At 49.5% G+C, this 11,830-nt stretch carries 10 protein-coding genes; 5 read left to right on the top strand and 5 right to left on the bottom strand.

Translation table 11 applies throughout. The features are described 5' to 3' along the window. Positions 1–157 precede the first annotated feature (157 nt). The 3 genes from actP to acs are packed head-to-tail and all read right to left on the bottom strand — an operon-like array spanning position 158 to position 4,149. On the bottom strand, positions 158–1,825 hold the full coding sequence (gene actP, locus SBO83_RS20940; RefSeq protein WP_185688785.1) for a cation/acetate symporter ActP: 1,668 nt from the start codon (positions 1,823–1,825) through the stop codon (positions 158–160). After that, positions 1,822–2,133, bottom strand: coding sequence for a DUF485 domain-containing protein (locus tag SBO83_RS20935; protein ID WP_034795059.1), 312 nt, complete (start codon positions 2,131–2,133; stop codon positions 1,822–1,824). Before SBO83_RS20935 ends, actP begins: the two co-directional genes overlap by 4 nt. Positions 2,134–2,187: 54 nt before the next feature. Continuing rightward, positions 2,188–4,149, bottom strand: a complete 1,962-nt coding sequence (gene acs, locus SBO83_RS20930; RefSeq protein WP_396132799.1) for an acetate--CoA ligase — start codon at positions 4,147–4,149, stop codon at positions 2,188–2,190. A gap of 646 nt (positions 4,150–4,795) precedes the next feature. On the opposite strand from acs, the gene SBO83_RS20925 reads away from it, so the two are divergent. The 5 genes from SBO83_RS20925 to SBO83_RS20905 all read left to right on the top strand — a co-directional run bounded on the left by SBO83_RS20925 (position 4,796) and on the right by SBO83_RS20905 (position 10,076). Continuing rightward, positions 4,796–5,377 (top strand): fimbrial protein, encoded by a 582-nt coding sequence (locus tag SBO83_RS20925; protein ID WP_353500619.1) that lies wholly within the window; start codon positions 4,796–4,798, stop codon positions 5,375–5,377. Positions 5,378–5,562: 185 nt separating this feature from the next. Next, positions 5,563–8,046 carry a fimbria/pilus outer membrane usher protein gene (locus tag SBO83_RS20920; RefSeq protein WP_396132798.1) on the top strand — a complete coding sequence of 828 codons (2,484 nt, stop codon included), beginning with the start codon at positions 5,563–5,565 and terminating at the stop codon, positions 8,044–8,046. A gap of 28 nt (positions 8,047–8,074) precedes the next feature. Further along, positions 8,075–8,800 (top strand): fimbria/pilus periplasmic chaperone, encoded by a 726-nt coding sequence (locus SBO83_RS20915; protein WP_396132801.1) that lies wholly within the window; start codon positions 8,075–8,077, stop codon positions 8,798–8,800. Positions 8,801–8,802: 2 nt separating this feature from the next. Next, positions 8,803–9,774: a fimbrial protein gene (locus SBO83_RS20910; protein ID WP_396132797.1), complete on the top strand. Its 972-nt coding sequence runs from the start codon at positions 8,803–8,805 to the stop codon at positions 9,772–9,774. Between the two features lie 29 nt (positions 9,775–9,803). Beyond that, positions 9,804–10,076 carry a helix-turn-helix domain-containing protein gene (locus tag SBO83_RS20905; RefSeq protein WP_396132796.1) on the top strand — a complete coding sequence of 91 codons (273 nt, stop codon included), beginning with the start codon at positions 9,804–9,806 and terminating at the stop codon, positions 10,074–10,076. Between the two features lie 20 nt (positions 10,077–10,096). Here SBO83_RS20905 and SBO83_RS20900 read toward each other — a convergent pair whose 3' ends face one another. Next, positions 10,097–10,654 (bottom strand): hypothetical protein, encoded by a 558-nt coding sequence (locus SBO83_RS20900; RefSeq protein WP_353500620.1) that lies wholly within the window; start codon positions 10,652–10,654, stop codon positions 10,097–10,099. Further along, positions 10,641–11,561: a winged helix-turn-helix domain-containing protein gene (locus SBO83_RS20895; RefSeq protein ID WP_396132795.1), complete on the bottom strand. Its 921-nt coding sequence runs from the start codon at positions 11,559–11,561 to the stop codon at positions 10,641–10,643. Before SBO83_RS20895 ends, SBO83_RS20900 begins: the two co-directional genes overlap by 14 nt. Between the last annotated feature and the right edge of the window lie 269 nt (positions 11,562–11,830).

Below are 11,830 nucleotides of genomic sequence, written 5' to 3'. Positions count from 1 at the left end.
ACGCGGTGGTTCATCACCTGCCAGGCATCAAATAAAGTGAGAAACCCCAGCCGAAAGGCCGGGGTTTTTTGCTATGTGGGAAACGGCAAACTGCCAAACAAATAAAAGCCCCCCTGCTCTGACGAGCGAGGGGGCTTTTTGCGTTATGGCTTAGTGATTAATGGTTAGAGCTTTGGGAGATGCCAATACCGGTTTGGGATCTCACGAACTGCGGATAGAAACGTTCTCTTTCCAGCTGCCCCTCGCGTGAATTGTCTGTTATTGAGAACAGCCAAGTGCCAACAAAAGCAACAATCATTGAGAATAGAGCAGGGTATTCATAAGGATAGATGGCTTTCTCATGACCTAAGATCTGTACCCATATCGTTGGGCCGAGGATCATGAGAATCACCGCAGTTAAGAGACCAAGCCAACCCCCAATCATTGCTCCTCGAGTCGTCAGTTTTGCCCAGTACATGGAGAGCAGGATAATTGGGAAGTTACAGCTGGCGGCGATAGAGAATGCCAGACCGACCATGAATGCGATGTTCTGCTTCTCGAATAAAATACCCAGCAGAATGGCGACGATGCCGAGGATAATTACCGTGATCTTCGAGACACGCAGCTCATCCTTTTCAGTGGCTTTACCATCCTTTATTACGCTGGCGTACAGATCGTGAGATACCGCTGAAGCGCCAGCTAGCGTTAACCCTGCCACTACTGCAAGGATTGTTGCGAAGGCGACGGCGGAGATGAATCCTAAGAAGAAGCTACCGCCAACGGCATCGGCAAGATGAACCGCTGACATATTGGTGCCGCCCAACAATGCGCCGGTTGCATCTTTAAATGCCGGGTTTGCGCTAACGAGAACAATAGCGCCGAAGCCGATAATGAAGGTCAAAATGTAGAAATAACCTATAAAACCCGTGGCGTAGAACACGCTTTTACGCGCTTCTTTTGCATCGTTGACGGTGAAGAAGCGCATCAGGATATGTGGCAATCCAGCCGTACCAAACATCAGTGCCAATCCAAGCGATAGCGCGGATATCGGGTCAGATACCAACCCGCCCGGACTCATGATTGCCAGCCCTTTTGGATGCACCGCCACCGCCTGCTGGAAGAGAGTGTTGAAGTTAAAGTTGACCGACTTCATCACCATAATCGCCATAAAGCTGGCACCGGCGAGCAGTAGGATCGCTTTAATAATCTGTACCCAGGTAGTGGCTAACATCCCGCCGAACAAGACGTAAAGCACCATCAGAATACCGACCAGAATCACGGCGACATGATAGTTAAGCCCGAAGAGCAGCTGTATCAGTTTGCCGGCACCCACCATCTGCGCGATGAGATACAGGGCGACCACCACCAGTGAGCCGCAGGCTGACAGAGTTCGAATAGGCTTTTGTTTTAAACGGTAGGAAGCGACATCGGCGAAGGTATATTTCCCCAAGTTGCGCAGCCGCTCGGCGATAAGAAACAGGATGATTGGCCAGCCAATCAGGAAGCCAATCGAGTAGATCAGGCCGTCATAGCCAGAGGTGTAAACCAGCGCTGAAATGCCCAAGAATGAAGCCGCCGACATGAAGTCACCGGCGATGGCTAGCCCGTTTTGAAAGCCGGTGATTTTGCCTCCGGCTGTATAGTAATCTTGCCGAGAGCGCGTGCGCTTTGACGCCCAATAGGTGATATACAGCGTCGCGCCAACGAACAGAACAAACATCACGATGGCTTCGATATTCAGAGGCTGCTTTTTAACTTCCCCTGCTATACCTTCTGCGGCCAGCGCAGTGAATGGCGAGGCCAGCAGCAACGCTAGCGATGCTAACCCTAAACGGCGGGCGTTCATGGGTTCACCTCGCGGATGATATCTGCGGTCAGGCGATCAAATTCACCATTAGCGCGATAGACATAAATACCAGTGAGCACGAAGGAGGCGACAATCAGACCAACGCCAATCGGGATGCCGCGAGTGATTGTCCCACCTTCATAGAGTGGAGCGCCGAGCCATTGGGGTTCAAAGGCAATTAAGAAAATAAAGCTGACGTACATCACCAACGTGATAATAGAGAGCAGCCACGCGAAGCGGCTGCGTTTTTCTACTAACTCCCTGAAGCGTGGATTATTTACAACTCTTTGATAAATGAGATCATTCATCTCAGTGACTCCTGTGAGGCATTGATAGAGTTCACCGCGCCAGGGCGGTGAAAATTACGACGGCACTTTCATTGATTGTTTTTCTTCCAACAGCTTATCGACCACGCCCGGATCGGCGAGCGTAGAGGTATCTCCCAAATTACTGGTATCGCCAGCGGCAATTTTGCGCAGAATACGGCGCATAATTTTCCCTGAACGTGTTTTTGGTAAGGAGTCAGTCCAGTGAAGAATGTCAGGCGTGGCGATAGGTCCGATTTCTTTGCGTACCCAGTTACGCACTTCGGCATACAGCTCTGCTGAGGGTTCTTCACCATGGTTGAGGGTAATGTAGGCGTAGATAGCCTGACCTTTGATGTTGTGCGGGATACCAACAACGGCGGCTTCGGCGATTTTCGGGTGTGATACCAGCGCAGATTCGATCTCCGCGGTTCCCAGACGGTGGCCGGAAATGTTTAATACGTCATCGACGCGGCCGGTTATCCAGTAATAACCGTCTTCGTCACGACGCGCGCCGTCACCGCTGAAATACATATTTTTGAAGGTTGAGAAGTAAGTTTGTTCGAAACGGTCGTGATCGCCAAACAACGTTCTCGCCTGACCCGGCCATGAATCAGTAATGACCAAGTTCCCTTCGCATGCCCCTTCCTGCGGAACACCTTCGTTATCCACCAAGGCTGGCTTAACGCCAAAGAAAGGACGCGTCGCCGAACCCGCTTTCAGCTCGGTCGCACCAGGCAGCGGGGTGATCATGAAGCCGCCGGTTTCGGTCTGCCACCAGGTGTCGACGATTGGGCATTTGCTGTTACCTATGGTCTTGTAATACCACTCCCAGGCTTCCGGGTTAATCGGCTCACCCACTGAACCCATAATGCGCAATGAATCGCGGCTGGTTCCTTCAATGGCTTTATTACCTTCCGCCATTAATGCGCGAATAGCCGTTGGTGCGGTATATAAAATATTCACTTTATGTTTATCGATTACCTGCGCCATGCGATTTGGCGCCGGGTAATTAGGCACGCCTTCGAACATAAGGGAAATAGCGCCGCAGGCTAATGGGCCATAAAGTAAATAACTGTGGCCAGTGACCCAACCGACGTCGGCGGTACACCAATAAATATCGCCGTCGTGATAATCAAAAGTATATTTAAACGTTAGCGCGGCATAAACCAAATAACCGCCAGTTGTATGTAATACACCTTTGGGTTTACCGGTTGAACCCGAGGTATAAAGAATAAATAACGGATCTTCCGCTTTCATCTCTTCCGGCGGGCAATCAGCGGAAATATCTTTAATTGCGTCATGCCACCAAATATCGCGGCCCTGTTTCCATTCGCCTTCTTTACCCGTGCGTTTAAATACCACCACGCTAGTGACGCTGGTGACTGCCGGATTTTTTAACGCGTCATCGACGTTTTTCTTCAGGGGAATGGTGCGCCCGGCGCGTAAGCCTTCGTCAGCGGTGATCACCACTTTGGAGTTGGAGTCGACAATGCGACCCGCCACGGCTTCTGGCGAGAAGCCGGCGAAGATAACGGAGTGGACGGCGCCGATGCGTGCGCAGGCCAGCATCGCCACGGCGGCTTCCGGCACCATTGGCATGTAGATGGCGACCACGTCGCCTTTCTTCACGTCGAGGCCTTTCAGTACGTTAGCGAACTGGCAGACGTCGTGATGCAATTGTTGGTAAGTGACGTGTTTGCTTTCGGCTTTCGGGTCATCGCCTTCCCAAATCAGGGCCGTGCGGTCGCCGTTTTTCTCGAGATGGCGGTCAAGGCAGTTGGCCGACAAATTAAGGGTGCCATCTTCAAACCAGCGGATATCAATGTTGCCTGGCGCAAACGAGGTGTTTTTAACTTTGCTGTATGGCTTGATCCAGTCGAGAATTTTTCCCTGCTCGGCCCAGAATGCATCCGGGTTTTCTACAGATTGTTGATAATACTGATGATATTGCTCTGGTGTGATGAGAGTACGTTCTGCAATTGACGCAGGAATAGGGTGCTTATGGACTTGGCTCATGGTTTTTCTCCTTTGATTTGTTAATCATATGTCAATCAAAGGTTAAGTGTAGTTTGCCTTGAGGCTTTGTTCGGATTTTGGGGGGCGGATCACGCAACCTCAGTAACCCAAGCAAGATTGTGGTCATTAGGCTGCTAGGATGCTCACATTGAGTAAGGTGAGATGAGTAAGAGGAGAGGAAAGAAAAGCGTGAAAATGTCGTGCAGCAATATTTGCCACATACTGAAAAATTACGATAGGTAGAGCCGATCAAATTTTAGAATTGTATGGATCCTAGCCTATCTGCGCGAAGTTGACCTAAGCCAAGCCGCGGCGTCTCCCTCGCGTGAAAAATGGTGTGATGTAATATCAATTTAAAACAAAAGTTTTTATTTTGTTAAATAAAGCTTAATCCATTCACAATTTATATTAATTAGCTCAAAACCATCATGAAATATAATGTTAATTAATTTAACCTCAGAGTGAAATTTCCTACAGAAAAGTCTTATAAGTCCTATGTTTTAGATTAATAATCTTAATATTAGCATTTTGCGAGTTATTATTCCGACAAAACACAAATAACAGTATATTGATCTGGAAAAGAGAGGGGTGCTCTCTTCGGTAAGCAAGATTTCTCTTTGCTACCGTTATTTCTCAAGGACTCAATATGTTTATTACTAAAAAGAAAGCTCTCATCGTTGCCCTGTCTGCCGTTATCTCTGCTTCAGCTTTTGCAGCTGACGAGCCTGTAGCACCAACGGGAGCCGATCAGGGTTCTGGTCGTATTCATTTCACCGGTACTGTTATTAACGCTCCTTGCTCAATCGCAGCTGGTGATGAAGACATTAACGTGAACATGGGCCAGGTTGCGAATAAAGTGCTGGAAAGCGGCAATAAGTATTCACAAAACGTTAACTACACCATTCACCTGCAAGATTGTGACCTGACTGCACAGACAGCTGGCGACGTTCAGTACCCAGCCATGTCTAAAGTTGCAGTATCTTTCGCGGGTACGCCAGACAGCAGCCTGTCCGAGTTACTGGCTAACACCGGTAGTGCTAAAGGTGCTGCGATCCGTCTTATCGACTCAAACGGCGACTTGCTGAAAGTGGGTGATACCTCTAAAGACATCAACTTAGTGACCGGTAATAACGAATTGGTATTTGCTGCGCGTGTTGAAGCGAACAACCAGCCAGTATCCACCGGTACTATCGTATCTCAGGCGACTTACGCCCTGAATTACAAATAAGACTGCCTTAATAAATAGGGGAGTTTACTCCCCTTTTATCGTGCCTTTATTGGCAAGGCTTTCTGCTGGCTATATTTCACTGTTCATATAATTAAGCCGAACACGCTTTATAAAAATAAAAGTGGTTTTATATGTTGGTCATTTTTAATAAGACACCGATTAGAAAAAAGCTCACTGTCATCGTTATGAGTTCTTTGACGGGATGTTTTATTTCAATGAGCAGCCTGGCAGTGGAGTTCAATACCAACTTTATTGACGCCGGGGACAGAAATAATATCGATTTAAAACGCTTTGAAGTCGCCAACTACATTGCGCCCGGAGAATATTTGCTGGATATCGTTCTGAATGGCCGAACCCTGCCAGAACAGAGCCTGATCAAATATATTCCCGACGCCGACAATAAGAATAGCCGAATCTGCCTGACGCCCGAGTTGGTCGATAAGTTTGACCTGACCGACGCGGCTCGAAAATCATTGGAAAGCTGGCACGACGGCCAGTGCCTTTCTCTCGACACGCGCGAGGAAGTGACCGTTCGCTACGATCAGGAGAAGCAGACGCTCAACGTCAGTATTCCTCAGGCGTGGTTGACCTATCACGATGAAAACTGGGTACCGCCTTCGCAGTGGGATGAGGGGGTTGCCGGAGCCATTCTGGATTACAACCTGCTGGGCAGCAAATACATGCCGCAGAACGGCAGCAGTTCCACCAATTTGAGCAGTTACGGTACGGCGGGCTTTAACGTCGGGCCGTGGCGTGCCCGTGCTGATTATCAGTACAACAATACTCGTTCGTCGGGCGGTCAGCGCAACAGCCAGTTCAACTGGACTCAGCGTTATCTCTATCGGGCGCTGCCGTCGATCGGTGCGCGTTTAAATGCCGGTGAAACCTATTTCAACTCGGACATTTTCGATTCATTCCGCTTTCTTGGTGTCTCGCTCAATAGCGATCAGCGCATGCTGCCTCCTTCACTGCGCGGCTATGCGCCACAGGTGACCGGGATTGCCAAGACCAATGCCAAAGTCAGCATCAGTCAAAATGGCCGGGTGATTTACCAGACCAACGTGTCGCCGGGGCCGTTCGTGATTCAGGACCTGAGCGAAGCCGTGCAAGGGGCGCTAGACGTGCGGATTGAAGAGGAAAACGGCAGCGTCACCACTTATCAGGTGAGCACCGCCACCATACCGTTTTTAACGCGTAAGGGAGAAGTGCGTTTCAAAACCGCCATGGGTAAACCGACGACCGGCAGCAATAACAAAGTGATGCAGCCGGGCTTCTATAGCGGGGAAATGTCCTGGGGCGTGCTGAACAACTTTTCGCTGTATGGCGGCCTGATTTCCACCACCGGCAATTACCAGTCGCAGGCGTTGGGGGTAGGGCAAAACCTGCAAGACTTCGGCGCGATCTCTTTTGACGTGACGCGCTCGTCGGCCACGGTCCCGGTGGAAGGCAAGCAGAGCGGCTACAGCTATCGGGTGAACTACTCGAAGCGTTTTGACAGCACCGGCAGCCAGATCACCTTCGCCGGGTATCGCTTCTCGGAAAAGAGCTTTATGTCGCTGAACCAATATTTGGACAAGACCAACGGCGAACACTACTCGCGCGACGACAAGCAAACCTACACGGTGACGGCCAACCAGTTCTTACCCTGGCCTGCGATCACCCTCTACTTGTCGGCGACGCACAAGATTTATTGGAACGACAGCCCGAGCAATAACTACAGCGTTTCAGTCAGTAAGATTTTTGATATCGGGCGCTTTACCGGCGTTTCGGCCACCCTGTCGGCCAGTAAGTTGCAGTACCAATACACTGATGAAAATCAGATGTTTTTGTCATTCAGCCTGCCACTGTCCAACGGGCGGCAGATCAGCTATGACGCGCAACAAGATTCGCAAAACGGCTTCTCGCAGACGGCTTCCTATTACAACAGCGAAGACCCGAAAAACAGCTGGCGCGTCGGGGCGGGCGGTAGCAGCCCTGACTTGCAAAAAGGCGACGGCATTTTCCGCGCCAACTATCAGCATATGTCGCCTTACGGCCAGCTCGGGGTTAACGGCAGCGTGAAGAATAACGACTATCGCTCGGTCAGCGGCAACTGGTATGGCTCCTTTACCGCCACGCGTCACGGCGCGGCTCTGCATCAGAGCAGCGCGGGGAGTGAGCCGCGCATGATGTTATCAACCGGCGTTAAGGGCATTCCTATCAGCGACGGGGCGTCTGTAACCAATGATTATGGTGTCGCGGTGGTCAATGGCGTCTCCAGCTATCAAACCTCCGACATTCGGGTGGATGTGAACAACCTGCCGGACGACGTGGAGGTTTATAGCTCGGTGGTGAGCAAAACCCTCACCGAAGGGGCGATTGGTTTCCGCAAAATCCGCGCGATTAAGGGTGAACGTCTGATGGCCACTATCCGCCTGGCCGATGGCAGTTTCCCGCCGCTGGGCGCCTCCGTCACCGACGATAGCTCTGGCTTTGAAGCTGGGTTGATTGGTGATAACGGGCTGGCTTATCTGGCCGGTGTCTCGGGTGAGAAGAGCCTGACGGTGAACTGGGGCGACGGCAAACAGTGCCGCATTCAGGTCCCGGCGGACTCTGCGAGTTTAAATGGTCAATTGCTGCTGCCTTGCCAATCGGTCACGGCCGCAGCAGGCAATGTTGAATTGAGATAATGAGGAAGGACGTCGAATGAAGAAGTTCATGATGGGTGTAGCCACTGCGGCATTAGTGGCGACGACCCTAATTCAGGGAGCGAACGCCGCCGTCAATATCGACCGCACGCGGATTATTTTTAACGCCGGTGAGAAGTCGGTCAGCATCATGCTGGAAAACCAAAGCAAGGATTTGCCTTATCTGGCGCAGGTTTGGCTGGAGAATGCCAAAGGTGAAAAGATCTCTTCACCTCTGGTGGCTCTGCCGCCGATGCAGCGCATTGATGCCGGGCAGAAAAGCCAAATCCGTGTTTTACAGCTGCCGGAAACCGCGGCGCTGCCGAAAGATCGCGAATCGCTGTTCTATTTCAATGTGCGCGAAGTGCCACCGAAAAGCGAACTGGCGAACGTGATGCAGGTGGCGATTCAAAGTCGCATTAAGCTGTTTTTTCGCCCGCCTGCTATTGCGAGCCAGGCCAAAGGCGCATGGCAAGAGAAGATTGGCGTCAAGCTTTCGGCTGACGGCCTGACCATCAGCAACCCAACGCCGTTTTACATCACCCTTGGCTATTTGGGGAAAGACAACGCGGGGAGTTTTCGCGGCTTCGATAGCCTGATGCTGGCACCGTTCGCCACTGAAACCCTCTCGGGCAGCCAGTATGTCAGCTCGAAATACAGCATCGGCTACATGGATGATTACGGCGGTTTACAGGTTAATCAGTACTCTTGTAGCGCAGCCAGCTGCCAGATGTTGAGCAAGCCGGAGAAGAAATAGCCATGCCAACGCTTTATCGCTTATTAGTTCGCAGGAAGTGGCTACTCATCGTGCTGCTACTTTGCTCGCGCAGCGTCTTTGCGCTCGACTGCGTTGAAAAAGGGACCGGCATGGTCAACATGCCGCCCATCGCCATTGGTCCATTGGCCATTCCCTCCAACGTTCCTGCCGGAACCAAGATTTGGGAATCCAATGAAATCAATATGACGGCTTACTGCGACAACGTGCTCGGCAGCATTATCGATGTCGTGCACTTTTACTTTAACCCTAAGTCGCAATCGTTGGGCCAAGGGTTATTACTCGGTGTGAGCTATAACGGTCAGGATCTGGAGCAGAACGAACAGCGCCTGAGCACCAATAGCCCGCCGATTAAAAAAGGGCAGAACGTCACGGTTAATGTCAGCTTCCGCTTATATATCAAAGTGACGGCGAACCCTCCGTCGAGTGGACATTATGAAGGCACCGACCAATTTACCGTATTTCAGCTCGACGGCAGCCGGGGGATAAACCATTCAGCCGGTGCGAAGAACGTGAAATACACCTTATCCGGCTTACAGGGAATTCGTTTTCTGGCCTGTGGGTCAGATTTGAAAGTCTATCCCGAATCGCAAATGGTGGATTTTGGCGCCATTCAAAGTATTCAGTTGTCGCGCTCTTCAGGCATCACCTTGCCGTTTGCAATTAAAGCCGTGAAACAGGGCTGTTTGGATAACTTCTCTCTACAGGCGGAGTTTTCCACGGCCAGTCCGCTGATTAACAATAATGCGATCGACCTGGCGAATGGCGCGCAGCTGACGTTATTAAATGACAAAGATGAAGCTATCGTCTTTAACCGCTACGACAACTTTGCTGAATTAAACAACATCAATGAAGTGACGAAAAACTTTACGGCCAAAGTCAGCGCAATCCCCGGACGGGAATTGAAACTCGGTAAATTTGACGCCTCTGTGGTGGTGAAAATCAATTATTACTGATTCACAACGGACAGAAAGGGTACACGGATATGTTGAGAACAGCTAAATTACGGGCGCAAGCGCTCGAAGAGCCTGTCGATCACGGTGATGCACCTAACGCGGTAACGGAGAATGGGATCTATGGCATGCTGCAAAGCATGCGGGAGCGAGCGGGGATAAGCCGAGCAGAGTTGGCTAAGCGTCTGGATATCACGCCCCCGGCCATCACCCGACTTGAGAAACGGCCTGCGCAAGCCAGTATGACGACGCTAACGCGCTACGCGCACGCCTGCGGCTGTACGTTGTATCTGCTCTATAAATAGGCCAAAACGCCACTATCAGGTTATTTCACAAAGACGCACATGATAAAAGGCGACTGTGTGGTTTCGATTAACATGCTATTGGCGTCATATTTTTTTAAAACCAGGGTGTCTGAATCGCCAACAATATAAGAGCTATTCATGAGAACCAGTCGTGATAGCTCTTCATTCATGGTGTCCACGCTATCAATATTTACCCGATCGCTTTTCAATGTGTAGGTTTGTAATGTTTTGTTTTCCAGCACATAACTATAGTAAATGTTTCGCAGTAAAATTCTTTTGTCGACTAACTTACCTTCTTTATCATATGCGTAAACATTGCCGCTCATCGAGACTAAGATTTTATTCTTATTTAAGAAACTAAAGTAAAGCGTAGTATTCAATTTTATACGCCGATCGTCGTATTGCACTTCACTCATAAAGTCACCACGACAGGCTTGTGAATAGGGGAAATTTTCCCGGGAGTGTTTTGCTTCCACCTGCTTATAAATCGTCAGACATAAAAAGATGAGCGACAAAAGAGGCAACCAGTAAACCGCGTGGCACTTCCTTAGTACCCAGCGTAATTTATTTCTTGTCATTACTTGTCCTATCATTACTGTAAACGCTCAGGCAAGCCGTCGGATTATTTTTATCATCGACCCGGCACTCTGCCATAAAGTCACGCGTTGAACCCGAGCGTATCAACGAAACCAATGTCTCGCTTTGGAAGATGAAAATATTGCCAGGCTGACAAACCAGTTTCTTTTGCGCAATAAATTCCTCGGCGCGTTGAATAAAATCGGCACGCTGATTTGAGGGCAAGTGCGTAGTGGAATAGAGCGCGCACTGGCCCAGAGTTGCCACCTGTAGGTTTTCTTTTGGGTCATAGATGTGCTCTTGGAGCAGCAACCCAAGGGCGACGGCCAGAGAGAACAGCGAGGCGAAAAAAATCGGCAATGTAAAATCCCTCCCTTCCTTGGTGTTTGGCATGGTTGTTGGGGCGACGATCGTCGGCACTGCAAGGCTTTCATCAGTGATTTCGCCAGGCATGATGACGTGTTGCGGATATTCCACGGCAGCCGTTACTGCTGCCTCCTGGACAACTTCCGTGGGCGGTGCGCCAGTGGCCTGATCATTTTCTTTTTCTGCATCGTTATTAGCCCCTATAGCATCTATCGCAGAAATAGTTATTTCCTTTTTTAATAAAAAACCGACCTTGGGCACGGTGATTATCACATCTTCGGTATGACCCAGTGTATTAATCACTTTGCGTAATTTGCTAATGCAGTGGTTAAGATTATTATTACTTGATACAAGGCCGTAATCATCCCAGACCTTTTTGAAAAGAATGTCACGTTGCACAACGATGCCCTGCTGTTCGATAAGCAGTAATAAAACGCGGCGCGCAGGATTGGAAATACTCACTTGATTCTCTGGGTCGTTTTGCAAAGATAAAGTATTGTCTTCAGGGTTAAATAGTATTTTATTTTCAATTAGATAAATCATGCCCATCCCTCTTTTATTCGCCCCTACATCCTGGTTTTACTAAAAGCTTGCGGGCGATATTTTTATTAAAATGCGACACAAAATTTTCCAATCATACGATTAACTGATGTTGGATTTACTAGGTCAGTATAAACCTAGTATTTTAAAAAATAGAATCATATCCTTAAATATTATTGTTTTAAGGTGTAAGAATGCTCTGCTTTTTGAATATTTATTACGTAATAACCCTGCGGTTATTCACCTATAAATGAGTTAAGGAATTTTAGTAC

Source organism: Ewingella allii (assembly GCF_044430645.1).
Lineage (GTDB): Bacteria > Pseudomonadota > Gammaproteobacteria > Enterobacterales > Enterobacteriaceae > Ewingella > Ewingella allii.
Note: the sequence above shows the minus strand (reverse complement) of the source record. Positions and strands in the feature narration are given on the sequence as shown.

Bases quoted from the DNA above. Each gene is read 5' to 3' on its own strand.
- SBO83_RS20925 (WP_353500619.1), top strand. From the start codon at position 4,796: ATGTTTATTACTAAAAAGAAAGCTCTCATCGTTGCCCTGTCTGCCGTT.
- SBO83_RS20915 (WP_396132801.1), top strand. From the start codon at position 8,075: ATGATGGGTGTAGCCACTGCGGCATTAGTGGCGACGACCCTAATTCAG.
- SBO83_RS20910 (WP_396132797.1), top strand. From the start codon at position 8,803: ATGCCAACGCTTTATCGCTTATTAGTTCGCAGGAAGTGGCTACTCATC.
- SBO83_RS20900 (WP_353500620.1), bottom strand. From the start codon at position 10,654: ATGACAAGAAATAAATTACGCTGGGTACTAAGGAAGTGCCACGCGGTT.
- SBO83_RS20920 (WP_396132798.1), top strand. From the start codon at position 5,563: ATGAGTTCTTTGACGGGATGTTTTATTTCAATGAGCAGCCTGGCAGTG.
- SBO83_RS20895 (WP_396132795.1), bottom strand. From the start codon at position 11,561: ATGATTTATCTAATTGAAAATAAAATACTATTTAACCCTGAAGACAAT.
- actP (WP_185688785.1), bottom strand. From the start codon at position 1,825: ATGAACGCCCGCCGTTTAGGGTTAGCATCGCTAGCGTTGCTGCTGGCC.
- SBO83_RS20935 (WP_034795059.1), bottom strand. From the start codon at position 2,133: ATGAATGATCTCATTTATCAAAGAGTTGTAAATAATCCACGCTTCAGG.
- acs (WP_396132799.1), bottom strand. From the start codon at position 4,149: ATGAGCCAAGTCCATAAGCACCCTATTCCTGCGTCAATTGCAGAACGT.
- SBO83_RS20905 (WP_396132796.1), top strand. From the start codon at position 9,804: ATGTTGAGAACAGCTAAATTACGGGCGCAAGCGCTCGAAGAGCCTGTC.